Genomic DNA, 24,318 nt, shown 5'->3' on the forward strand with positions numbered 1-24,318 from the left:
TTCTCCCTATCGCGGCGCTCCGGTCGAACGCTGCACCAACGCCGCCGCAATACCCATGCCAAATGGATCCGCATGACCTGAACTGACGTTGGGCTCGCCTATGATGGGATGAATGCGGTGGCACAAGACGGGAATGACAAGGCCGCCGTCCAGCACGCGCTTGATGTTCTCCGGCAGATTGCCGGTCGATCTCTCTGGCTTGCGGTTTTGCTGCACATCGTGGCGGGCTCCTCGGTTTGCCGACTTTGGGAAGGGCCGCATCGCTGGCACCAGGGCGCAGAATTGCCGTGTTCTTTGCCGCGCTCCCGCTGCAGCGACAGCTTGAAAGCGACGTCGAGACGTAGGGATTGACGCCGCTGGTGCTGACCGCCACGATGCGGTTCAGAAGTTCCGAGCACCGCGGAGAAAGCCGCGCTCGACCGCCACCTTCGCGCCTTCACACGCGACGCCGCCGCCTTATCTGCGTCATCAATATCGAGGAAATGGCGGTTGCCGCGACCGACCAGTGTCGTCGGCAGTGATTATCGCTCCCGCCCCTGGTTCGCAGGCGCTGGTGACTGGCACGGCCCGGCAACTCGGCGCGGTCAGCCGCTCGGGCACCGCATCGCCGGCGCCGTATTTCTGTCGTTCAACATCGCCGACAAAATTAGAACTGATGAATTCTATCATAGGCCGCGAGGTTTCCTTTCACGAATGAAAGAAAGCTCGATTGACTATCCCGCCTCGCTCCAGTCTTTTGAAAATCAACGTGTGGTTGCCCCCGTGCAAGCCGAGAACGTGGCCAAGCTTCGTGGAGGGAGAGCCAAGCGATGCGTCAGGGGTCGACCCGCTTTGCACTCGACCACACGGCGGTGGGACGAGTTCACGTCAGAGCATTTTCGCGCTTGCCCGCGACGTCGCGGGCGCACATGCCGCCGGCATGCATTTCATGGCGCGAGATCGAGGATCATATGCACCACAACATTCCCAAATCAGAACAAAATGCCAGCGAGTGCCGCATTTCGCTTCCGGATGCGAAAAGGGCTTACCCAAAGTCCGAGATGAACACCGCGGTCCCTTTTGTGCCATCGCACGAGCACGCGCTTACCGGCATCTTCGAAATATCGAAAGTACTCACCGACCCCGCCCGGCTCGAAGTCACGTTGGCCAAGGTCGTCGATCTCCTGCCCTCGTTTGTGCAGATGCGGCACGGCATCATCGCTCTCTTCGACGCTGAGGGCGTACTGGACATCACCGTAGTCACCGGCTGCGACGAGAACAGCGATGAGCGCTCCCGGATGCGCCTGCCGCGCAAGGCAATCGATCTGATTGTGACGACGGACACGCCGCTCGTCGCCGAGAACATAGCGGTGCATTCGGCCTTCACTGCCGCTGACATAGAGGTGCTTGGGGCCTCCGACACCGTGTCCTTCATCGGCGTTCCCATTCGTGTTGATGGGAACGCCGTAGGCACGCTGACTATCGACCGCGCCTTGGACAGCAGGTCAACGTATCGGCTCGATTATGATGTCCGGCTGCTCACGATGATCGCCAACATGGTGGGACAGACAGTCAAGTTGCACCGCTTCTCCGCGGGCGACCGCGAACGACCGACAGAGGTGGAAGATCGGCTGCAAACGCAATTCTCTGATGTCAAGCACCCTGCACCGCAGCGCAAGAAGGTTCACGTCAAGGGGATGATTGGCGATAGTCCGGCGCTAAGCGCGCTGCTCGAGAAGATCGCAGTGGTAGCTAAGGCAAAGACCACGGTTCTGTTGCGAGGCGAATCCGGTACCGGGAAGGAGCTGGTCGCCAAGGCAATTCACGAGTTGTCGCCGCGCGCCAAGCGGCCCTTCATCAAACTCAATTGTGCAGCCCTGCCAGAGACAGTCCTGGAATCCGAATTGTTCGGTCATGAGAAGGGTGCCTTCACAAGCGCGTTCAATTCCCGCAAGGGTCGCTTTGAGCTCGCCGACAAGGGGACGTTGTTTCTGGATGAGATCGGCGAGATCTCGGCCTCCTTCCAGGCAAAGCTACTGCGCGTGCTGCAGGAGCAGGAGTTTGAGCGCGTCGGCAGCAACCAGACCATCAAGGTCGACGTTCGCGTGATTGCCGCCACGAACAGGAACCTTGAAGAGGCGGTTGCAAGGAATGAGTTCCGCGCCGACCTATATTATCGCATCAACGTGGTTCCCTTGCTGGTGCCGGCATTACGCCAAAGGCGCAGCGATATTCCGCTCCTCGCAGCTGAGTTTCTCAAGAATTTCAACGATGAGAACGGCCGTACGCTGACCTTCGATGCGCGTGCGATTGAAGTACTGATGAAATGTGAATTTCCCGGCAACATTCGCGAGCTTGAAAATTGCGTGCACCGGACAGCGATCCTGGCGGAGGGACGATCAATCGGGAGAAACGACTTTGCGTGCTCCCACGACCAATGCTTTGCCGAGGCGCTGCGGAAGAGCAGATCGGGCAAGGCCGCGCTGCAACCAGCGCCGATCCTCCCAGAGGCAGTGAATCCGGCCACGCCGCCGGATGCGGCCGCTCGTTCGGCCGCCACCACAGTCCCGCCTGCCGGAGCAACCCACTCATTGGGCGCGAGGACCACCGACGCCGAGCGCGTCATTGCTGCCATGGAAAGATGTGGCTGGGTGCAGGCAAAGGCGGCGCGCCTGCTTGGACTGACCCCGCGCCAGATTGGCTACGTGCTGAGGAAATACGGCATCGAGGTCAAGCGTCTGTGAAAGCATGACTCAGGCGGATTAGCTGAGACCGCTTAGCGGCTTGGCCCGCGCAGGGATGCAGATCCGCGTCCGCGTCAAGTCGATCCGACCGAGGACAGCCTGGCCGAATTCCCGTCGTGGCAGCCGGCGTTGCGACCATCTAGTGAAAGGCGACGCTGCCATCGTCAATCCGTCCGCCATGTTGCTCTCGTTGCGAGCTCATACGGATGCCCTGTGCGACTGAAACGGAGATAAAATATGTCCGATGCAAAACTGCAAGCTGTGCTTTCGTCTCTTCCGCAAGGGACGCGACAGTTAGATGCTCTGCCGTCCAACGGACCAGCGCCGGACAGAAGTTTTGTCAAGCTGAATACGAATGAGAACCCGTTTCCGTTGCCGCCAATCATAATGCAAAGTGCAGTGGCGGCCCTCAATCGCCAGTATCTGTATCCGGACGACGATAACATCAGCTTGAGGGAAGCAGCGTCCAATACCTATGGCGTATCCACGGATCAGGTCATCGCAGGCAACGGGTCGTCTGAACTGCTCGGACTCATCTACAGAGCTTTCCTCGCCCCTGGCGACAAGGTGGCGATGATATCGCCAGGGTTTTCGTTCAACCGCAAACTTGCCATGTTGCATGGTGCTGAGTTTCTCGAGATCGGATGTCAAACTCATTCGCTGCCAATGGAGCAATTGCTTTCCGGTCCGGCAAAAGACGCCAAGTTCATTCTGGTGGCCAATCCAAACAATCCGACCGGAACATTCCTCTCGATAAGCAATATCGAACGCCTCGTGGCACAATCGGATCGCCTGGTCGTCCTTGATGAGGCCTACGTCGACTTTGCACCCGATCACGGGCTGCGCCTCATCAACCGTTATTCGAACCTTCTGATCTTGAGAACATTTTCGAAGAGCTATGCCGCCGCCGGCATTCGCGTCGGTTTCGGTTTCGGTCACCCTGAGATTATTGGCAGGCTGCGCAACATCCAGAATGTCTTCAACATGAACGTGATCGGGCATGCGGTTGGTATCAGCGTGCTTGCGCATCGCGGCGCCTACGCAGAGAACCACAAGCACATCAGACATGAACGACAGCGAGTGACAGCCGCACTGTCGCAACTTGGATTTTCCGTAACGCCCTCCCACGCAAATTTCTTGCTAGCCCGTGTGCCAGCGGGACAGGACGGCTCATGGTGGCAAGCAGCCTTGGAGAGGCAAAAGATACTCGTTGCCTACTTTCCGGACAGTGGTTTGGAACATTGCATCCGCGTCAGCATCGGCACAAAAGAGCAATTGGATGCATTTCTTGCTGCCGCTCGCGATATAGTTGGAAGCTTAAACATACCAAGCACCACGGGCAGGGGAGCGTCAGGCTCTGCTCGTTCGGTACGCTGACGCTAATCCGATATCACACATTGCTATCTTTAGACTTGCTTGGTCACCCAAGCATGACAACATTTTTGTTTAAAATCGGGGATAATATCGAGTGACAAACGTCTTTCCTTCAAACCTAGCCTTCGGCATCTTCGATCATCTGGACGAGGACGGCCGCGATATCGGCCGGCAGTATGAAGATCGCCTGATATTAGCAGAGGCGTGCGATCAGCTAGGGTTCTATGCCTATCATCTCGCAGAGCACCACTGTACCCCCCATGGGAGAGGTCCATCGCCGAATCTGTTCTTATCGAGCGTCGCCCAGCGCACCCGGCGCCTGCGTCTCGGACCTTTGGTGATGCTGCTTGCGCTTTATCATCCGCTGCGTGCGTTCGAAGAGATCTGTATGCTGGACCAGTTGAGCGGTGGCAGGCTCGAACTGGGCATAGGGCGCGGTGCTCTCCCGATCGAATTGGGTTACTTCGGGATTGGTGCGGACGCGGTGCCGGGCCGCTATGCGGAAGCCAGCGAAATTCTTGTTGAAATACTTGTTAATGCCATGAAGGTTGGCACGCTGTGCTATCAAGGCCGCCATTTTGAGCTCAATGACGTTCCTTTGACGCTAAGACCTCATCAGCGTCCACATCCGCCGACATGGGTCGCCGCCAATCGACCCGAGTCGGCAGCCTGGGCGGCTGCGAATGGAGCAAACATCGCGTGTGTAGGGCCTTCCTCTTCTGTTCGCAAAACTACAGATGCCTTCCGCGCCTATCGAGAGGACAACACTGACACCGGCGATCGAGCGCTATTTATTGGATTGCTCCGAATGGTGGTGATTGGGCGTTCTGAAACAGACGCGTATTCGATCGCGGCACCTGCTTACGAACGATGGCTCAAGAGCTTCCAATTCCTTTACGACCTTAATGCCATCCCGACTCCACCAAACCTGCCGCTGACCTTCGATGAGGCAGTAGAGCGTGAATTGTGCGTGGTAGGATCAGCAGAATCTGTGCGAAAAGCTCTGTTAGATCAGTTGGAAGAGGCAGGTGCCAACTACCTGCTTTGTCAACTGGCATTTGGAAATCTGCCGCTAGATGCTTCCCTGTACACCGCGACGACCATTCAATCCGAAATCATGGCTCGATTTGTCTGACCATGAAATTCGCGGTCAGATCTGAAGGTTAAACTCGTAGTAACAGCGCTCGCTCACATCCACGTGCTCGAGCGTGCACGTGATGGGGGCGGGCAATCGGGCGTGAGGCCAAACTGACGACGAGCCGGCGGCACAGATTACCAGGTTTGTGCGTTGGCTGGCGTCTGGGCCATCGTGTGAACCTGTGCGATCCTAAGGAGATGATGGCCGAGCGCGTCACGATACCGGCACGCGTCTGCTCGTCGCGCTCGCGCTACTCGTTGCCCATAGCCCGCCGCAGAGGTTCTTCTCGCCCGGGGCGGCGCCGGTGCGGCGCCCAGATCCAGCTTCATCAGCGGCTCGGCGATAGCAAAGCCGTCACTCGCTACGGCGCTGTTGAGGGCGCGCTCGCGAGCGGCTTTGCTACGCCGAGCGACACCACCTGGAGCGAGTTCGCCCGATGTCGCGGGGTGCACCGCGGTCCGATAACGATGCTGGAGCAGCCGGTCTTCACGATCTGCGCGAGTACTTTGCATGAATGCTGCCTGCTTCCTCGTCTGCGGCGGCCTGAGTGTCCGCCGGCACGCCCGAAGTCAATGCCAGTACCACAAGGCCGACAAGACGTCAGGTCTGGGAGCCGGCTTGTACGGTCGTATCGTGTTCGGGAATATCGTCGAAGGAGGCGTAGTTCAGATTGTAGAGTTTGGAATAGGCCCCCTGTGGCTATTAGCTGATCGTGGTTGCCAGTCGCAATAACTTGGCCATTCTGAAGCACGATGATGCGGTCGGCACCCCGGATCGTGGCAAGACGGTGGGCGATCACGAGGCCAGTACGGCCTTCAAGCAGCTTTATCAGAGCCTTCTGAATCTGCATTTCCGTGTAGCTGTCGACGTTGGCGGTAGCTTCGTCGAGCACGAGGATCTTGGCGTCGGCGACGAGGGCGCGAGCGAAACTGATGAGCTGGCGCTGGCCGAGAGATAAGTTATCGCCGCGTTCGCCAAGTTGGGTCTCATACCCATCGGCGAGGCTCATGATGAAGTCGTGGGCGCCGACCGCCTTGGCCGCCTCCATCACCTTGTCTCGCGTGGCCTCTGTCTTGTGGTATCGAATGTTCTCGAAGACCGTCCCGGTGAACAGGAATGGCTCCTGCAGCACCATGGCGACCTGGCGGCCGAGCGATTCCTGGGTGAGATCGCGCACATCATATCCGCCGACCAGCACTTGGCCCTGCTGAACATCATAGAAGCGGTGGACCAGGGCCATCGCACTCGATTTGCCAGAACCGCTCGGCCCGACCAGTGCGACCGTCTCGCCGGGATTGACCCGGAAGGAAACATTTTTCAGCACCGAACGGTTCGGATTGTAGCCGAAGGTGACGTCCCTGAACTCGACCGAGCCGTCCATTTCGGGCGAAAGCACCTCGGCATTGGGTTTGTCCTGAACATCGATCTTGACGTCGAGCACATCGGTCAGGCGCTTGCCTGAGGCCATGGCGCGCTGCATGACCGAATATTGCAGGGTGAGTGAGCGGATCGGGTCAAAGAAGCGCTGGATGTAAAATAGGTAGGCAACCAATACGCCCACATCTATGCGGCCATTCATGACCATCGAGCCGCCGACCACAATAACGGCGGCCATGGCGAGGCCGGTGAGGCCATCGACGATAGGCACCATGACCAGTGCATATTTGGCAGCGATCAGGTGGGTGCTGAGGTTGGCATGGGCCTTGTCGTCAAAAAGGATGAAATTCACCTGCTGGCGGTCCATGGACTGGACGGTGCGCACGCCGTGAATGGCTTCGGCCAGCGCGCCGTTGACGACGGAATTAGTCTCGTGTGCAGCCATGAAGGCGGCGCGGGCACGCGGCAGCCAGACAATGCGGACGATCACCAGGACCGGCAGAACCGAGAGCGTCAGGAGGCCGAGGCGGAAGTCGAGCCACAGCATTACGAAAACGATGCCGAAGAGAAGCGCAACATCGCCTACGGAATATACCGAGGTTTCGAGGAATTCCTGTATGGAGTTGACGTCGCCTTGCAGGCGCGACATGAGGCGTCCGACCTCGGTCTTGTCCATGAAGGAGAGCGACACCTTCTGCAGATGGCCAAACATGGCGCGGCGGATGTCGAACAGGACAGTTTCGGCCACTTTCCCAACCACGGTTTCCTGCATGTAGCCGGCAGCGAAATTGACCAAAATCGCCAAAACGAACGCGCCGACGGCCGCAAGCTGGGCTGAGCGATCGGTCCTTGCCGGGTTCATGCCCTGGTCGATCGCGTAGCGGATGATCAACGGGATGAGAAGCTGCGTCCCGGTGAAGATCAGCATTGCTGCAATCGTGATGACTACCCTGGCCCGATAGGGACGGACGAAGGTCCAGATGCGCCGGAGGATGCTCTTGTCGAAAGCCGGCCGAACATCTCCTCCTCGATGCGGTGCGAGCCGACAACGGCGCGCGGAGGGCGTCTGCCGTCGTCACGTTCGGCTTCGAGTTCGCCGGCGCGGCCCTGCGCCATCAGCGGGCGCCCCCATACTGGGTCATGATGTCATCACCCGGGCGCGTCTGGAGATCGTAAAGGGCCCTGTAGCGTCCCCGCTTCGCCAAAAGCTCTTGATGCGTGCCGCGTTCTACGATTTCGCCGTTATCGACAAAAAGGATCTGATCGGCGTGCATAAGCGCACTCAGCCGGTGCGCGATGATGATCGTCACCCGATCCTTGGCGAAGCGCCGCATCGCCGCGCGGATGCGCTGCTCGGTGCCGGCATCGATCGCCGCCGTTGAGTCGTCGAAAACGACGACGGAGGGGCGCAGCATCATGGTGCGAGCAATCGTGAGACGCTGGCGCTGGCCGCCAGAGAGAGAGACGCCGCGTTCGCCCACGACCGTCTCGTAGCCTGCTGGGAGCCCGAGGATGTAGTTGTGGAGCTGGGCGAATTCGCCAGCGCGTTCTATTCGCTGTCTCTTCGCCCAGGGATCGCCATAAGCGATGTTGTTCTCGATCGTGGTGGTGAATAGGAATGCATCCTGCTGTACGACGGCGACCGCCTTGCGAAGCGTCGCGAGGGTGACATTACGTATGTCCTGGCCGTCCAGCGTGATGGCGCCACCGGTCACGTCGTAAAAGCGGGGGACCAGATGAGCCATCGTCGATTTGCCCGAACCCGGCGGACCGACGATCGCGATCGTCTGGCCTCTACGGGCCTCAAAGCTGAGGTTCTTCAGAATGGCGCGGTTTTCGGCGCTGGGGTACGCAAACGAGACATTGTGGAAGCGCAGAGTGCCGTCGCTTATCTCGAGCGGTCTGGCCTCGAGAGCATCCCTGATTGTGATCTCCTGGTCGAGGAGACCGAAAAGCCGCGAACCGCAGCTAGAAGCGCGGGCAAAGGCATTGACCATGAGGCCGATCTGGCGGACTGGCATTTGCAGGATTGTCATGAAGGTCAGGAAGGTCGCCACCGTTCCGACGCTGATCTCGCCAGCGACGAGCCTGCTGCCACCGATCCAGAGCACCAATCCCATTGCGAAAAAGAAGGACAAGGTCATCGCCGACGTGCTGGGCACGTAGATGTCAACTCGGTCGTGGGCGAGGTCGAGCGCGTTCTTGGAAGCGCCGTCGAACTTTAGCATCTCATAGGCTTGAGCCGCAAAAGCGCGGACCACGCGGATGCCTGCGAGATTTTCCTCCATCACGCGGCTTAGTACCGAAAGCCGCTCATGCAGGTCGAGCCAGGTGGCGCGCAGCCTAAGCTGTGTGGCCGATGAGCGCCAGGCGACAAAAGGCACGAAGCTCAGCGCGATCAGGCCGAGCATGGGATCGGTCGAGATCATCATGTAGGCGCCGATCCCGATCAGCATGCTGAGCAGGAGCACGCGAACGAGCGCGGTGGAAAAATACATCCGCACGCCTTGGAGATCGAGCATTCCGATGGTGATCAGATCGCCTGAATGGACCCGGTCGTGAAAGGAAAAGCTGAGACGCTGGATCTTGTCGTAGTAGGCGAGCCGCAGTTCGTACGCGACATGATGCCCGACGGCTTCGGCAAAATAGTTCTGCGCCATCGTGAAAAGGCCGCGTAGCGCGCTGACGGCGAGCAGCAGGAGAGCCGGGATCCAGAGCGCTTGTCCTGCCGCGGTCCCCGCGACACCGCCCCCGATGGCTGTCTGGGTCAGGTCGACGGCCCGGCCGAGAAGCTGGGGAATGAGCAACTGGAGGATTGCCGCCAGGACCGTCGAGCCCATAGCGAAGGCGACCTGCCAGGGATGCCGCAAATTCATACGCGTGATGCGCAACAGCGTACTCAAATCCCGGCCCCAGCGCGCCGCTTCCACATGGGTCAACGAATTCAGAGCGTTCGTTGCGCTGCCGATAGCATCACTGCTCACGGGTGTATTCCCGACTGCATTTTGCGCCTTCGAGGCAAGCCGAAGGACCAATCATCAAAGGGGCCCGCCATTGTTAATCCTGTCCACCACCTGCAGCAGTGCCCGTTCCTATAAGCCGAGCCGCGGCTTCACTTACTGGCATGTCGATCACCGTGATTCCGCTTGCCGCAAGGAAACGCGCTTCGTTTCTGGTCAGCGTTTCCGCGTCCATTACCGCGCAATGTGGACCTCGGGAGCGCTTCATGATCTGCCTGGCGTAGGTGCGCAGCATCTGATCGTTGAAGCGGCAGCCAACGAAGAAAAATCCGCGGGTGATGCGCCGTTCCTTCACCACGTCTGGGATCGGTGTCTGGATATCGATTTCGGTCAGGACTTCGACATAGTCGGAATCTGCGACGAGAAAGTTTTGCGCCGGCCTAATACTCCCGTGAGGTGTATAGAGAACCGTCTTTGCCCCCGATCGGGGGTCGAGTTCCCTCCCGGACAAATCGTAGGTTTTCGTCCAAATTTTACCGATTTCGTTCGCCCGCGTGACGCCTTGTATCTCAACGACGTCCGTTCGGCCGGTCTCTACGAGAGCCGTGCGCATCGCGCCGTCGTACCAGCTGTCGACGATGAGGGAGAGCGGCAGCCTTGCGAGCCAGGCGTGGAGGAGGGTCGGCGCCACCGGCGCTGCGAATATGTCGGTCATCCAAGCTTGAAGCGTTCGGCGATGCCGGCGCTGTTCGATGAACTGCGCAACCGACCACATATTGGTGCGGATCCTGGAAGGGGCTGGCGCCCGTGCATTGAGTGCCGCGGCAACGACCTCGGGCGTATGCGGCACAGGCGGTTCCGCACAGTTGAACCCAAGAAGACCCGGACCGAGATAGGGGATCACCTCATCGGAGGCGAGCGCTTCCTTCGCAAGGTCAAGCAGCTTTTCGGCAAAACTGTCCCGCACGATGACCAGGTGGCCCGATGTCAGGATTGTGTTCATGCTCGTTTCCTCGCGACGCACCTTATGAACGGGCAGCATCAGTCCTCTTCGGAAACCTTCCTTGCCTCGACGGTGATCGGCAGACGCGTATCCCGTGGGAGATCGGGTAGGAGGAGCCGCCACCCGTTCCTGAGCGTCACAGTTCCGCCCCACAACTCTTCCTTCTCGAGCTTGATGATCGGCTCTTCGAGGTCCTTCTTCGGGACATACGCCGACAAGCCAGCATCGGTCCTGCGGATCATGACTTTCATCTGGCCGTCCCTTCATTGGTATTGCTATCAGCACTGCAGGGCACCTCGGCTTTGTCGAGGCTCATCAGTTCACGCGCTCGCATGCCGACGACTGTGCCACCGTCGATCCATTCGACCGCATAGATGAAGAACTGCTGGAGAAAGGTGCCAATGTCGCGCACATATCCCTCGTCGCCCTTCCGCACGAGATTTTCGCCGATCTCCCTGCCAGGATAGGTGCCGTCATTCTTTATGTGGCGAGTGGCACGTACCCGCTCTCCCGGCATGAATCGTGGAGGCCTGCGGATTTCGACCTCCTCTTCGCGTCCGAGCGACATGTCCGTTCCCTGATTTCCCTTGAGGCTGCAGATTGTGAACAAAGGCGTTCCAGGCGTCCTGCGAAGGCATCCCCGACCATGTCGGCGGCCGAATGTCCGTCACGCAGGAACGCAGGTCTTCGGCACCGGGCATACCGAGGCACATTGCTGCGCATCGAAGACGCCCTCGCATTCGGTGCACTTTTGCGGCTCGATCACATAGCTCTCGCCTTTGAACTTGATCGCGCCGGAGGGACACTCGAATTCGCAGGCGCCGCATTGGGTGCATTGGGATGCGATGATCTTGAAAGCCATTTTAACTCCTGGTCCGAATGGATGAGACGCGCTCAGGCCGTCGCCGCGAGTGCGGGGGTCCCAGACGCGGCCGCGTAAATCGCGCTGATTGCGGTCTCGATATAGTCGTGGGCATATGCGTCGGTGGCTTGGATTCCAGCGTCGGCGAGCTGATCCTGCGGGCAGTTTCCGATCTTGGCGCACAGCACGATATCTATGCCTTCAAGCGCTGCGATGACGCCATCGAGGGCGGCTTCTCCGCCCCAGCCGCCGAGGCAATACTGCTCCACCTTCCGATGCCCGACAAAACTGATCCCTCTCGGCGAGGCTTGATAAACCTGGAATTCCTTCGCATGGCCGAAATGTTCATTGACGCGGCCGCCGCCCTTGGTCGCCACCGCGAAGAGAAGGGACTTGCCGGGGCTCGCTGCCTTGACCAATCCGATCGCTTCTCTCCTAGCCGCCACGTGATCACGGCGCTCCTCCGCGACCAGCTCCCGATAGGCCTTGCGATTGCTGGCATCGTAGGTGACCTCGCCGGGAATCCGGTCGACTGTGAATTCCTGGCCACGATCCTCTCCGAGCAGGCCGACGGCATCTGCCCGGCACTGCCGGCAGTGGCGCATCAACTGGGCGCCGCCTTCGACACGATCCTGAAGAGCCTTCAGCTCCATTGCGTTTGGGCCGCGTTGCCCGCTCAGTCCGTAGTGCGTGCCGTGCGCCGGGTCCGAAATCAGCGGCATGAGGTTGTGCAGGAACGCGCCTCGCTCCTTGACCCATCTATTCACCTTGATCAGATGCTCATCGTTCACGCCGGGGATCATCACTGAATTGATTTTGGTGAGGATGCCGCGCGCGGTCAGCATCTCCAGACCCAACATCTGCCGCTCGTGCAGGATCCGGGCGGCTTCGATGCCGACGTAGCGGCGATGGTCGTAAAAGATCCAAGGATAGATCTTTGCACCGACCTCAGGGTCGACCATGTTGATGGTGATCGTCACGTGATCGACATTCATGTCGGCAAGCTCATCGACATGGTCCGGCAGCGCGAGCCCATTCGTGGAGATGCAAAACTTGATGTCTGGGATTTCCCTGGCAACTCGTTCGAACGTTGCCTTCGTCTTCTTCCAGTCGTAACAGGCATCGCCCGGTCCGGCGATGCCGAGCACGGAGAGTTGCGGCACCTCGTTGGCGACCGCGACCACCTTGCGTAGCGCCTGGTCGGGTGTCAGCTTTTCGGAGACCACCCCAGGCCGGCTTTCGTTGGCGCAGTCATATTTGCGATTGCAGTAGTTGCACTGGATATTGCAGCCGGGCGCGACCGCGACGTGCATGCGCGCGAAATAGTGATGCGCCTCTTCTGAAAAGCAGGGGTGATCCTTGATCTTCTCCCAGATAGCCGGATCCGTGTCGTCCGGCTTTATCGACGAGCCGCAGGACGAAGACGCGCAGCCACCGGCTTTCACGGTGGCAAGCAACTGGTCACCGAATGTCGTGCTGAGGCTCTCAAGCGAAATTGCCGGTGCGGACATCGAACGGCTCCGTTGCTGGGTGAATGTCGCAGTTCAAACCGCAAGAGCTATGCCAGCTCAAAGAGCGGTTTTGGTTCACGAATTGGCTTTCGTGTCGGATTCCGTCGGATTGCTCCGACACATCTTTGTCGGGCTTCCGACAGTGGACAAGCAAATCGGGTCGCGAAGGCTACCAGCCTTGGGCGCGAAGGGTGTGAGGGAGACTACTCCGGACTTACGTTTGACGTCATCACGACGTCTAGAATTTCTTCACCTCGATGCCATATCGGCGCAGCGCGTAGCCGATTTGCCGCGGCGTGAGGCCGAGGATACGAGCCGCCCTGGCCTGAACCCAACCGGCCTTGTCCATCGCGTCGATCAGCCGGTCGCGTTCCGTCAGACGCGGGGGACAAGCGGGATCGTTTGGATCGCCGGCCGCAAGGGGAGATACGTTGCCTGCGGAGGCACCGATGCGACTGGCCGGCAGCCGCAATCCGACCGGCACTGCGTTGACCCGTGCGAGATCGTCGATGGTATTGCCGCCATTCGAGCGGTCGGCTCGCTTCCAGAGGAGCCAGGAAAGGCACTGGCTCTTCTTACAGGCGAAATCGGATGGCGTGATCGTCCTTGAACGCGCAAGTGTGGCCGTCCTTTGGACGCAGTTCTCCAGCTCGCGGACGTTACCAGGGAAGTAGCATTGCGAGATCAGGTCAAGCGCCGACGGCGCGAAGGCGAGTGCGCGATCGTTCTCCTTGTTGAATCGGTTGAGGAAGGCGTTCGCAAGGCGTGGAATATCGCCGGGTCGCTCTCTGAGCGGAGGCAGGATAATTGGCACCACATTGATGCGGTAATAAAGGTCGGCCCGGAACTCCCCTTTTATGACGGCCGTCTCGAGGTCCTTGTTGGTGGCGCATATGAGGCGCACGTCGACCTGTAGCGTTTTGGTGCCGCCGACTCGCTCCAACTCGCCTTCCTGCAAGACACGCAACAGTTTGGCTTGAAAGGCCGGCGAAATCTCGCCGATTTCATCAAGTAGCAGCGTTCCCTCATTTGCCAATTCAAAACGACCGGCGCGCTGGGAGATAGCACCCGTGAAAGCGCCCTTTTCATGCCCAAACAGTTCTGACTCCAGAACGCTTTCAGACAGTGCGGCGCAGTTCAATTTGACGAAAGACTTCTTCCTCCGACGTGAGAGCTTATGGATGGCTTGCGCAAAGAATTCCTTGCCGGTGCCGCTTTCACCCCGCAGTAGCACGGTGGAATTGGTCCCTGCTACGACCGAGACGGTTTCGAGCACCTGCTTGAGTGCGGGGCTTTCCCCGATGATCCCGTCGATTTTGACCTCCGCATGCCGGGCAGGGTCGTAGGTCCTCCCCTCGTTGGGCGATTTCTCCGGTCTCCATTGCTCATGGACAGACCGCTGACGATCTGTACTCAGGATGCGATGGAGACGGATCGTCCGGCCGACAAGGTTGGCGACCATCGTCAGGAAGTATGTGTCCTCGTCGTCGCGAAAGTCGGTGGCGCCGTCTCCGGCGCGGTCGATCGACAATGTCCCAAGGATTTTATGATCAGCCTCTAGCGGGATACCGATAAAGGCAATTGGGATGGTGCCGCTGCTCGAAGATGTTTGAAGGTCAGCCTGAAATAGTTGGGACTTGCGGACGTCCGGTATGAAGAGCGGCGTCCCCGTAGCGACGATTTGATCTGTTATGGCCTGTGGTATGACGCGGCGAGTGCCTGATTGAGGTGCGTCGGTATTGCCGGCAGTTGCGGCAATCTCCGGCTCTCCTTCAGCGTCCAGGACGACGATTGCTCCGTGACGCATCTGCAGATACGAAGGCAGGATGTTCACGACATTGGCGAGCGTAATCTCCAGCTCGCTGGGGGCGGTCAGCACCTTCGATATCTCGTAGAGTCCCCTGAGCGCGATATCTGCTTGGGGCATGCTTTTGATGGGCGGTTCAGGGCGGGTATCCCGAGGTGCTACCTCGTCGACCCGATCTTGCGGTACGTGAGCCATGGAAACACCTCAGCGGTTGTCGTCCAGAGTGCTCCTCCTTTTGTGTCTGAGTCTGAATTCTGAAAGCACAGTATTCACGAGCTTCTCTTCGTGGCGCGGCAATTCAAGCAAAGATAGACTTGGCGTTGGTCGCGACCTCAGGTGTACCAAGATTGACCCTGTTGATACGGTGCGTGCGTCCTCATCCGAATTTGAAGAGGACTCCGAAGCCGCCGCGTGGATAGTTCCACTCGATCTCGCCACTGGTCTCGCACAAAATCCGGCAGGTGCCGCACTCCATGCAGCCGTCGGCAGTGATCTCCACTTGACCTTTGTCGTTCAACTCATAACATTTCGCCGGGCAGACGTGGGTCAGCGCGAGCAAGTTCGCGCTTGGCCTCTCGTGCGGTCGCACTTTGATATGCGGACGGCCGGAATCCACCAAGTAGCGGTTCTGGTAAAGCTTGTCCTCGACACGTGACTTCGTCACTGCGATCGTCATTTCGTCTCCCCTCAGCGCCACGCCAATGCAAGGCGGACCGCGTCGCTGACCAGCCCCCAGCGCGAGCGCGCCTTGATGAAGGCCGCCGTGGTCGCCTTTTCCTTCTCGATCTTCGGCGTGCCGTCGACACGCATGAAGTTCTGCGCGGCTTGCGACATCAACCGCGGATAAGCCGTGAAGTAATTGCAGGAATTGGTGTGGAGCAAGGCCGGCATGTCTTTGTATTTCCTTAGGTCCTTGACCACGAAGGACTTGTCCAGCATGGCTTTGTAAAGGGCGAGATTCCGTTTGGTCATAGGACCGTTGCGGCTCTTGACCTCGATGATTGCCTCAGCCGCGATGCGGCCGGAGGTCATGGCGAGGTTCGAACCCTCGCGGTGAATGGCGTTGTTCAGTTGCGCGGCATCGCCGACCACGACCCAACCGTCGCCAAAGAGCTGCGGAATAGCCTTGTAGCCGCCTTCGGGAATGAGATGCGCGGAATATTCTTTCACTTCCGAGCCGGCGATCAGCGGACGGATCGAAGGATGGGTTTTTAAGGCGTCGAGGAGGACGTAAGGGCTCTCGACCATCGCGGCGAAATCGGAGACGAGGCAGCCAATGCCCAGTGAGATCGACTCCTTGTTGGTGTAGAGGAAGCCGAGCCCGGCCATGCTGCGGGAGGTCGTGCCCACCGCCTCGATCACGCAGCCTTCATCGCCTTTGAGCGCGAACCGCTGCTCAATGACCTCTTCGGGCAGGAAATGCATTTCCTTGACGGCGAGCGCCACGGTTTGCGGCTTCGGCATCTCGCGCAGGCCGGCCCGCGTGCCAAGCAGTCCGCATACACCTTCTGCGAGGACGACCACGTCCGCGTAGATGGCTCCGCCGGCCCGGTCTGTGCGGACGCCGATCACCCTGTCCTTGGCGTCACGGATGAGTTCCGTCACGGTCGTCTCGCATAGAACCGTCGCGCCGGCCTCGCGCACCTTACGCGAAAACCATTTATCGAACTGGGCACGGATGATCGTGTAGCGGTTGGGCTTCGCCTCATTGAAGTCGTCCGACCGATAGTGAATCCCGGTATGGGATGTGTCGTCCATCACCCAAAGCCGCTGTTCAACCAAATGCCGCTCGAGAGGCGCATCGTCCCGGAAATCCGGGATGATCTTCTCCAGCATGTTCGCGTACATGATGGCACCCTGGACATTCTTGGAGCCCGGATATTCACCCCGCTCCAACTGCAGCACCTTCAGGCCGTGGCTGGCCATGGTGTAAGCAGCTGCGTTTCCGGACATGCCGGCCCCAATAACAATGGCGTCGAATTGTTCCTCAATCATGTCCATCCCTTAGCTCGCAAGCTTGTCGCGACTGTGGGGCGACAGCCGCCGGGTGAAGGCTTCCGTCAGTGCGGGCAGGAAGCGGATCGCGTCGGTGACGATCCCGAGGTGAGCGAAATCGAAAATCGGCGCGTTCGGGTCGGTGTTGATGGCCACGATGAGATCCGCCCCCTCCACGCCAACCCGATGCTGGACGGCGCCGGAAATCCCGGCCGCTATGTAAAGCTTCGGCCGGATGGTCTTGCCAGTTTGGCCGATCTGCCGATCAGCTGGCATCCAGCTCTTCTGGACCAACGGGCGCGAACAGCCGTGCTCGGCGCCGATTGCTCGCGCGAGATTCTTCACAAGCTGCAGGTTCTCCGCCGCGCCTAGACCGAGGCCTCCCGCAACCACGACGTCGGCATAGGCAAGATTTGCCTTTGCCGACTGACTATCCGGCAGGAAGCCGAGGATTTTGGTAACGATCTCGTCCTCGGCTACCGAGAGCTTGTGCCGGATGACACGCCCGACCGGTTTGTCCGCCCGCTGCGGCATGGGCATGACCCTCGGTCGCACTGTCGCCATCTGGGGGCGGAAATTGAGCGTATAGATCGTGCACAACAAGGAACCGCCGAAAGTCGGACGGGTGGCGGCGAGCGAACCGTCGGTATCCACATCGAGTTCGGTGCAGTCGGCCGTGAGCCCTGTCTGCAAGGTCGTCGCCACGGAGCCGGCAAGATCCCTGCCGAGTGTGGTGGCACCTAGAAGAAGGATCTCGGGTTTGTGGGTATCGACCAGATCCGTCATCGCCTTGGTGAATGGCTCGTTCCGATAGTCGGCGAGCAGCGGCGCCTCGACGATATAGACAAGGTCGGCGCCATAAGCGAACGCTTCAGCGACGGCGTTCCCGATGGCCTCTCCCGGCGGTCCAAGCACAACGCCCGCAAGCTGGACCTGAAGCTTGTGTGCTAACTTGCGGCCTTCGCCGAGCAGTTCGAATGATACGGGATGGACCTGGCCGCGTTCGAGCTCGATGAAAACCCAAACGTGCCGGTAGTCCTTGAAATGCGCGGGCAGCTCCTTCTTTATGCCGGCACGGCCGGCGCCAGGGCGAGGGGTTTCTCGGTTCGCGTTCGACATCGTCTGATCCTTGCCTTCTCACGCGCCGCCGTTGAAGGCGAGCTCATGTTCCAATGCCGGCTGGCGGGTGAAGATTGCCGTGATGAGTTCGTCAGCGACATCGCGCAAGGCCATCTCGGCGGTGTCGATTTTTGCCGCCTTTTCCGCCCGCGCAGGAGGCGCGAAAACACGCTTGACGACCGTCGGTGAACCGCGCAGGCCGCATTTGGTGAGATCCTCAATGCCGGCGTCGGCCGCACTCCATTTCAAAACCTGGCTGCGCGCGGCGCACAGGGCGTCCTGGATCGAGCCCCGGCGGATCTCGTTTGTGCCTTCCAGCATGGTGATGAGGCAAGGGAGCCTGCTCTTCAGCATCTGTGTGCCGCCTTCGGAGCGGCGCTCGACCCTGATCTCGCGTGCAGCAAGGTCAATAGAGGCGATCTTCGCGACATAGGTCAGTTGCAGGAGTCCGAGGCGCTTGGCGATGCCGGGCCCGACCTGGGCGGTGTCGCCATCGATCGTCTGCTTGCCGGTGAAGACGAGGTCTGGCGTGCCGAACGTCTCGCCAACCTTCGCGATTGCCTGGGAAAGGGCGAACGAGGTCGCCAGCGTGTCGGAGCCGGCAAAATAGCGGTCGGTCAAGAGCACCGCTCGGTCGGCGCCGTAACCGAGCGCCTTGCGCAGCGCGTCCTCTGCCATGGGCGGACCCATAGTGAGCACGGTGACTTCGCCACCATAGGCGTCGCGCAGTCTGAGGGCTTCTTCGAGGGCGAACAGGTCGTAAGGGTTGATGATGGTCGGAACACCCTGGCGCATGATCGTGTTCGTCACCGGATGGACCCTTATCTGTGCCGAGTCCGGCACCTGCTTGATGCAGATTACGATGTGCATTGGGGGCTCCTGTCCGGATGCGGGCTTGGCGGTTATCTCTTTGGTGCGCATCATTCGTGCCAACTGTTTTGCGCTGCCCCCTATTCCTAGAACTTCGCTTGGTTGCTTCTGAGGGCGCCTGGTGATGACTGGATTTGTCGGCTTCTCGACATTGTCGCGTCGCAACCCGTGTCGCGGTCATTCTTGTCCGAACCGCTTCAGTACGGAGTCGAACGGGACAAAGGTGCGGCCCGGCGTGGCAGGTTTGTTCGGATCGTGGTCTTTGAGCACCTTGAAGACCCGATGGGTGAGCGGCGAGGAAACCGCGAAGTCCTCGTAAGCGCGTTCGAGCGTCGCGCGCACCCGCGCGGCAATCACCTGGTCGGGCAGACCGGAGAAATCTTCTTCGGCAAGGTATTGGCCCACGCGCTTCATGATATGGAGCCGCGAGACATTCAGCACCTTCGGATCATAGGAGACGCCAAGGACTGCGAAGAACTCCTCCGCAGCCGACAGGCGCTTCAGTCGTGCGAGGATGTCGGTGACATCGATGGGGCGGCTGTCAGCGGAACAATTCATTGCATTCTCCCTGGTCGGAAAACTGTGGTGTCGGTGCGCTCGCGCACGGCTGACCTGGACCCGCACAGCTCCGCGAGGGATGCCTCGCTGCACATTCCATCGTAGAGCTCGACCAGTTGAGTTGCAGTGACGGTCGATTTGGTCTCGGCCGCCTCGCGCCGGACGCGGGCCACCATCGCGGCTGCCAGATCCGGGTCGAGATCGCGACCGCTTTCGCTCAGCACATGGGCAATCGCAGTGGCGCCGGAATGCTTGCCGATGACGATACGCCGGCAGCGGCCCACGAGAGCCGGATCGAGCCCTTGATAAGTACGCGAGTCCTTCAGCAGCCCTGCGACGTGAATGCCGGATTCGTGGGTGAAAACATCGGCGCCGACGACCGGCTTAATGGCCGCGGTCTGCCGGCGGGCGGCCCAAGCCACCTGGGCGGCGAGGTCGGGCAATGCGGTCAGCTCGATGCCGGTATCCGCGCCGTCGAAGACCGCCATCGCGGCGGCCACCTCTTCCAGCGCGGCATTGCCCGCACGCTCGCCGAGCCCCAGGGACGGTGACGGACGCATGGCGCGCGCCTGCGCGGATCGCGGCCAGCGTGTTGGCGGCAGCAAGTCCGAGATCGTTGTGCGCATGAAATTCAAGGTCGATTGGAGACTGCGCCACAAGCTGGGCGACAAGTTCGAAGGTCGAAAACGGGTCGAGAACGCCGACTGTGTCGGCTAGCCTGACGCGGCTTGCGCCGGCGCGTGCAGCCGTCTCGATGACGCGGGCGAGATGATCCCGATTGGCCCGCGAGGCATCCTCGCAGCCCACCGCGACGAAGAAGCCGGCGGCGGCTGCGCGCCTCACCATATGTTCGATGACCTGGAGCGCTCCCGCCTTATCGAGGCCGAGCTTGGCGGCAAGTTGGATGTCCGACGCAGGCAGCGATAGATTGACGGCGTGGACGCCGCTCTCGATCGCTGCATCGAGATCCAGCGACGTCATCCGGCACCAGGCCATGAGCCGAACCGGGAGACACCGCGCGACCACGGCGCGAATTGTTTCGATCTCGTCGGCGCCCATGACCGGCGTGCCGATCTCGATCTCTGTGACGCCGGCCGCCGCAAGAGACTCGGCGATCTCCTGCTTTTCCGTCGTGGTAAAGGCGACGCCGGGCGCCTGCTCGCCATCGCGCAAGGTCGTATCGTTGAGAAAGACATGACGGGTCATGAACGGTAGCCGGTTCTGCTGCCGCTCAGGCATAGACCGGATTGAACGTCTTCGGAGCTTCGCTTACCCGGCCCAGAACTGGGAAAGCCACGCAGCTTCTCCACGATTGCCGGCATGACCTCGAGCACCCGGTCGACGTCCGCTTCGCCGTTGTCCCGCGCCAAGGAGAAGCGGACTGCCGCGTGTGGCGTTTTCATCGCGCTCAGGACATGGCTCGGTTCCAGAGAGCCGGAGGTGCAGGCAGAGCCGGAGGAACACGCGATGCCCACGCGGCTGAGGAGGAGTGGAATTCCATCACTTTCGACATGTTCGAAGGAGATGTTTGCGGTGTTGGGCAACCGTTCCAGGGGATCTCCAGTGACACAGGTGCTTGGGATGCGCTGGAGAATCCCGTCCTCTAAACGGTCGCGGAGCGACTTTACCCGTGTGGTCTCGTCGTCCATGAATTTCAAGGCGAGTTCGGCCGCCATGCCGAGCCCGACTATGCCGGGCGTATTCTCGGTGCCAGCACGCCGGTTGTGTTCTTGGTGGCCCCCCTTGATCAGCGAGTGGAAATTGACGCCACGTTTTACGAAAAGCGCGCCGATCCCTTTCGGCCCATGCAGCTTGTGGCCGGAGAGCGACAGCATGTCGATTGCGGTCGACTTCAGGTGCATCGGAAGCTTGCCGACCGCCTGCACAGCATCGGTATGGAAAAGGGCGCCCACTTCCTTGGCCAACTCGGCAAGCCTGGCCACGGGGAAGATCACACCAGTCTCATTGTTCGCCCACATTATCGAGACGATTGCCACCTGTGGGGTGAGGGCGGCCATATAGGCGTCGAGGTCGAGCCGGCCACGGCAATCCACCGGGATCCTGTGCACCTTGACGCGGCGGGTCTTCTCAAGATGCGCGCAGAGCGTCAGCACGGCCGGATGCTCGACCGCGGACGTCACGATCTCGGTTCGGTTGGGCGCCGCCTCGAGCGCCGAAAGAAGCGCTGCATTGTCGCTTTCTGTCCCACCCGAGGTGAAGGTGATCTCATCGTCGAACTCCGCGCCGATCAGAGCTTGCAACTGCCTCCGCGCCTTTCTCACCGCCGCACTGACTGAGGCGCCAAGAGCGTGCGCCGACGAAGGGTTGCCGAATTGATCCCTAAAGAACGGCAACATCGCTTGCACGACCTCAGGATCGGCCCGTGTGGTTGCGTTGTTGTCGAGGTAGACAGGTTTCATGTGCGATCCTCAGTTGACCGGAATGACGCGAGCGCGCGACCGCCTCATTGAGCCTCTGGCGTATGCCGTTGATGATGATGGGCCCGAACTGGCGGCCGGCGCAGACGCCCGAGAGTTTGACGTAGACCGGATCGGCGTGGACATGGACGAGTCCGCAGTCGCCGCCGTCAGCCCGCAGGTAAGGACGCCCGAACACGACAACGTTATCGATAAGCCGAATTTGGCGCAGCGGCGCGATTTGGCCGCCAGCAGCTTGGGTGCCACTAGGAACCGAACTGTTTCGGGAGGCGACGTTCTTTGCATCCTACCTGAAGCGATTGCCGGTCCCAAGATCGGCTTCGACCTTGCTTTGTTCTTGAGGACAGGGACATCTGTTGTGCCGGCCATATAAGCCTCCTCTGCCGCAAATGAGTCCGTCGGCGGCAATCGCTTCATGGACCCGCACAGGCGCTTCGGGCGATCAACTGAAGGACTTGCCGCAGCCGCACTTCTCGCGCGCGTTGGGGTTATCGAAGACAAAGCCGGAAGATTCGAGCCCGGTGAGGAAGTCGACGGTCATGCCGGCGACATGCAGTTGGGAGCCCGCGTCCACGAACAGCTTGATCCCATCTGTCTCGGTGATCGCGTCGCCCTCGCGCGACACGCTCTCCAGGCCCATTAAGTATTTGAAGCCGGCGCAACCGCCGGCCTGGACCATGATGCGAAAGCCTTCCGCCGGCTCGCTGGCGCGGGAAAGAGCAGTCTTGATGGCGGCAACAGCGTTGTCGGTGAGCGTAATCATGGCTCCATTCTCCTCAGTCCGGGACGTGCTTGCGCATCAGGTTGCATGCACCGTGCCAAAGCGAAAAAATGTTTCAACACAGCGCGGCATCTCTGACACTGCGGTGGTTCTTGTGAGTCCATTGCTGCGAAGGTGTCGGCCAACCGACACGTACTGTCGGGTTTGTCGGGTCCGCCACGCGGGATGTTGGGCCTGAGTTGTTGGCTGAACTCACATTAAACCAATGACCATTACAGAAGACTCCTTCTGAGCTTGCTTCGGCGCAATTGGCACAGTTTTTGAAGCTCCACTGGCGAGGCGGCAAGAGACTGCCGATCCACAATCGTGTCGTGGGTGCCCTCGCGATCGATGCGGCGAAGCAAGGGAGCAACATGTCAGGACTGGGTCAGACACGCTTTGTTTGGCGAAGCAGCGCCGCCCGTGGCATCCGAATGACCGATTGGCCGATTGCGACAACACCCACAATCGCTCACCACCGCCCGGTGGCCACCGACCGGCTCGATGAGATTCCATCGGCATGTGCCTGCACGTGTCACTCGGGTCTCGCCGCTCCGATAGCACCCCCGGTTTTCGGGCGGGTGCGACGACGTGCGCACGCTCTCCAGCGACACTCTTTTCCTGGGCGAGCAGCAGATCAGGATCGAGCATTACGGCGCGCCCTATCGGCTGAAGGTTCCCCGGCAGTGCAGCTGATCCTCACACGTAGGTGGAAGCAGGGGTAAGACATGGACCAGCGCGAGAAACCATCGCCGGACGAAATCCGGCGGGCGTGCGAAGACAATCCGAAAATCCGGGAGCATGATCTCGCCGCTCGATTGGGCATTTCGGAAGCCGAATTGGTCGCGGCGCATTGTGGTCACGGCGCGGTGCGCATCGAGCCGCGCGTCGATGATCTGCTGACCGGCCTCGAAGCGGTCGGCGAGGTAATGGCGGTCACCCGCAACCAAAGTGCCGTGCACCAAAAGATCGGCGTCTACGACAAAGTGGTCACCGGCAACCCGCATGCCATGGTGCTCGGCGACGAGATCGACCTGCGCATCTTCCCGAAAGCGTGGGCGTATGGCTTCGCCGTCGAGAAGCGCGAGGGAGCCGAGATCCGCCGCAGCCTGCAATTCTTTGATGCCACCGGCGAGGCGATGCACAAAGTACATCTCAGGCCCGCCTCGAACCTGCACGCCTATCAGAATCTGGCGGCAGAGCTTGTATCCTCCGACCAGGAGCCGATCATATCGGTCGAGGCGAGCGGGGCGCTCGATAATGCAGTGAGTCCAGACCAAGCCGCCACGGTCGACGACCTACGCGAGCACTGGAGCCGGCTGAGCGACGTGCATCAGTTCTACCATATGTTGAAGACCCTGAAGCTCAGCCGCTGCCAGGCGATGCGTATGGCCGACGAGGATTACGCCTGGCTGCTCGACAATGATGCCGTTGGCGCCCTGTTCCAACAGGCGGCCGAAGACGAGATGCCGATCATGTGCTTTGTCGGCAATCGTGGTTGCATCCAGATCCATTCCGGCCCGATCAAGTCGGTGAAGCAGATCGGGCCGCGGATCAATGTGCTCGACGAGAACTTCCATCTCCATCTTAGGACTCATCACATCCGCGAGGTCTGGGCCGTGCGCAAGCCGACGAGGGACGGTCACGTCACGTCCGTTGAAGCCTATGGCGCCGACGGCAAGATGATCGTCCAGTTCTTCGGCACGCGCAAGGAAGGCGAACGCGAGCGCAGCGACTGGCGGTTTCTGGCCGAGAGTCTGCCACGCGTTCCCGGTCCGACCGGCCGGGATGTGTAGAGTGCCGACAGGCCCTCGGATTGAACC

General features: G+C 60.2%; 21 protein-coding genes and 2 pseudogenes. 5 read left to right on the forward strand and 18 right to left on the reverse strand.

Annotated features, from left to right (window positions below):
• Window positions 1-6 precede the first annotated feature (6 nt).
• Window positions 7-216, reverse strand: coding sequence for a hypothetical protein (locus NKI52_RS29820; protein ID WP_156937379.1), 210 nt, complete (start codon window positions 214-216; stop codon window positions 7-9).
• A gap of 734 nt (window positions 217-950) precedes the next feature.
• Here NKI52_RS29820 and nifA (NKI52_RS29825) point away from each other — a divergent pair.
• From nifA (NKI52_RS29825) to NKI52_RS29835, 3 genes are all read left to right on the forward strand, one after another.
• Entirely contained in the window at window positions 951-2,723 is a 1,773-nt protein-coding gene (gene nifA / locus NKI52_RS29825) for a nif-specific transcriptional activator NifA (protein WP_352566037.1), read from the forward strand.
• A 237-nt stretch (window positions 2,724-2,960) separates the two neighbouring features.
• The gene (gene hisC / locus NKI52_RS29830; RefSeq protein WP_352700531.1) at window positions 2,961-4,100 is read left to right on the forward strand and encodes a histidinol-phosphate transaminase; all 1,140 of its coding nucleotides are present in this window, start codon (window positions 2,961-2,963) and stop codon (window positions 4,098-4,100) included.
• Between the two features lie 91 nt (window positions 4,101-4,191).
• Entirely contained in the window at window positions 4,192-5,232 is a 1,041-nt protein-coding gene (locus NKI52_RS29835) for an LLM class flavin-dependent oxidoreductase (RefSeq protein WP_352700532.1), read from the forward strand.
• 603 nt (window positions 5,233-5,835) lie between these two features.
• Here NKI52_RS29835 and NKI52_RS29840 read toward each other — a convergent pair.
• From NKI52_RS29840 to NKI52_RS29920, 17 genes and pseudogenes are all read right to left on the reverse strand, one after another.
• Window positions 5,836-7,728 (reverse strand): annotated as a pseudogene (locus NKI52_RS29840) (ABC transporter ATP-binding protein).
• Entirely contained in the window at window positions 7,728-9,596 is a 1,869-nt protein-coding gene (locus tag NKI52_RS29845) for an ABC transporter ATP-binding protein (RefSeq protein WP_352700533.1), read from the reverse strand. The pseudogene NKI52_RS29840 and the gene NKI52_RS29845 overlap by 1 nt, the downstream one beginning before the upstream one ends.
• A gap of 73 nt (window positions 9,597-9,669) precedes the next feature.
• Window positions 9,670-10,575 (reverse strand): SIR2 family NAD-dependent protein deacylase, encoded by a 906-nt coding sequence (locus NKI52_RS29850; protein ID WP_352700534.1) that lies wholly within the window; start codon window positions 10,573-10,575, stop codon window positions 9,670-9,672.
• Between the two features lie 38 nt (window positions 10,576-10,613).
• Window positions 10,614-10,826: a putative nitrogen fixation protein NifT gene (gene nifT / locus NKI52_RS29855; RefSeq protein WP_023678250.1), complete on the reverse strand. Its 213-nt coding sequence runs from the start codon at window positions 10,824-10,826 to the stop codon at window positions 10,614-10,616.
• Window positions 10,823-11,143, reverse strand: coding sequence for a nitrogen fixation protein NifZ (locus NKI52_RS29860; RefSeq protein WP_352700535.1), 321 nt, complete (start codon window positions 11,141-11,143; stop codon window positions 10,823-10,825). Before NKI52_RS29860 ends, nifT begins: the two co-directional genes overlap by 4 nt.
• Window positions 11,144-11,242: 99 nt before the next feature.
• Window positions 11,243-11,437 (reverse strand): 4Fe-4S dicluster domain-containing protein, encoded by a 195-nt coding sequence (locus NKI52_RS32815; RefSeq protein WP_023678248.1) that lies wholly within the window; start codon window positions 11,435-11,437, stop codon window positions 11,243-11,245.
• 32 nt (window positions 11,438-11,469) lie between these two features.
• A complete protein-coding gene (nifB, locus tag NKI52_RS29870; RefSeq protein ID WP_352700536.1) occupies window positions 11,470-12,948 on the reverse strand; it encodes a nitrogenase cofactor biosynthesis protein NifB in 1,479 nt (492 codons plus the stop codon).
• A gap of 238 nt (window positions 12,949-13,186) precedes the next feature.
• Window positions 13,187-14,950 (reverse strand): nif-specific transcriptional activator NifA, encoded by a 1,764-nt coding sequence (nifA, locus tag NKI52_RS29875; protein WP_352700537.1) that lies wholly within the window; start codon window positions 14,948-14,950, stop codon window positions 13,187-13,189.
• 181 nt (window positions 14,951-15,131) lie between these two features.
• The gene (locus tag NKI52_RS29880) at window positions 15,132-15,431 is read right to left on the reverse strand and encodes a ferredoxin family protein (protein WP_023678245.1); all 300 of its coding nucleotides are present in this window, start codon (window positions 15,429-15,431) and stop codon (window positions 15,132-15,134) included.
• Between the two features lie 11 nt (window positions 15,432-15,442).
• On the reverse strand, window positions 15,443-16,750 hold the full coding sequence (locus NKI52_RS29885) for an FAD-binding protein (RefSeq protein ID WP_352700549.1): 1,308 nt from the start codon (window positions 16,748-16,750) through the stop codon (window positions 15,443-15,445).
• 9 nt (window positions 16,751-16,759) lie between these two features.
• Window positions 16,760-17,869: an electron transfer flavoprotein subunit alpha/FixB family protein gene (locus NKI52_RS29890; RefSeq protein WP_352700538.1), complete on the reverse strand. Its 1,110-nt coding sequence runs from the start codon at window positions 17,867-17,869 to the stop codon at window positions 16,760-16,762.
• Window positions 17,870-17,887: 18 nt separating this feature from the next.
• Window positions 17,888-18,739 (reverse strand): electron transfer flavoprotein subunit beta/FixA family protein, encoded by an 852-nt coding sequence (locus NKI52_RS29895; protein WP_352472415.1) that lies wholly within the window; start codon window positions 18,737-18,739, stop codon window positions 17,888-17,890.
• A gap of 177 nt (window positions 18,740-18,916) precedes the next feature.
• Window positions 18,917-19,297 carry a nitrogenase stabilizing/protective protein NifW gene (gene nifW / locus NKI52_RS29900; RefSeq protein WP_352503026.1) on the reverse strand — a complete coding sequence of 127 codons (381 nt, stop codon included), beginning with the start codon at window positions 19,295-19,297 and terminating at the stop codon, window positions 18,917-18,919.
• Window positions 19,294-20,503, reverse strand: a pseudogene (nifV, locus tag NKI52_RS29905) (homocitrate synthase). Before nifV ends, nifW begins: the two are co-directional and overlap by 4 nt.
• Window positions 20,500-21,717, reverse strand: coding sequence for a cysteine desulfurase NifS (gene nifS / locus NKI52_RS29910; protein ID WP_352700539.1), 1,218 nt, complete (start codon window positions 21,715-21,717; stop codon window positions 20,500-20,502). The pseudogene nifV and the gene nifS overlap by 4 nt, the downstream one beginning before the upstream one ends.
• Window positions 21,668-21,913 carry a NifU family protein gene (locus NKI52_RS29915; RefSeq protein WP_352700540.1) on the reverse strand — a complete coding sequence of 82 codons (246 nt, stop codon included), beginning with the start codon at window positions 21,911-21,913 and terminating at the stop codon, window positions 21,668-21,670. The genes nifS and NKI52_RS29915 overlap by 50 nt, the downstream gene beginning before the upstream one ends.
• Window positions 21,914-22,177: 264 nt before the next feature.
• Window positions 22,178-22,498 (reverse strand): HesB/IscA family protein, encoded by a 321-nt coding sequence (locus NKI52_RS29920; protein ID WP_352700541.1) that lies wholly within the window; start codon window positions 22,496-22,498, stop codon window positions 22,178-22,180.
• 588 nt (window positions 22,499-23,086) lie between these two features.
• Here NKI52_RS29920 and hemP point away from each other — a divergent pair.
• Together hemP and NKI52_RS29930 are read left to right on the forward strand one after the other, a co-directional pair.
• On the forward strand, window positions 23,087-23,191 hold the full coding sequence (gene hemP / locus NKI52_RS29925; RefSeq protein ID WP_352517086.1) for a hemin uptake protein HemP: 105 nt from the start codon (window positions 23,087-23,089) through the stop codon (window positions 23,189-23,191).
• Window positions 23,192-23,223: 32 nt separating this feature from the next.
• On the forward strand, window positions 23,224-24,291 hold the full coding sequence (locus NKI52_RS29930) for a hemin-degrading factor (RefSeq protein ID WP_352700542.1): 1,068 nt from the start codon (window positions 23,224-23,226) through the stop codon (window positions 24,289-24,291).
• Window positions 24,292-24,318 lie beyond the last annotated feature (27 nt).

The organism is Mesorhizobium sp. M0590, assembly GCF_040320905.1.
Classification (GTDB): domain Bacteria; phylum Pseudomonadota; class Alphaproteobacteria; order Rhizobiales; family Rhizobiaceae; genus Mesorhizobium.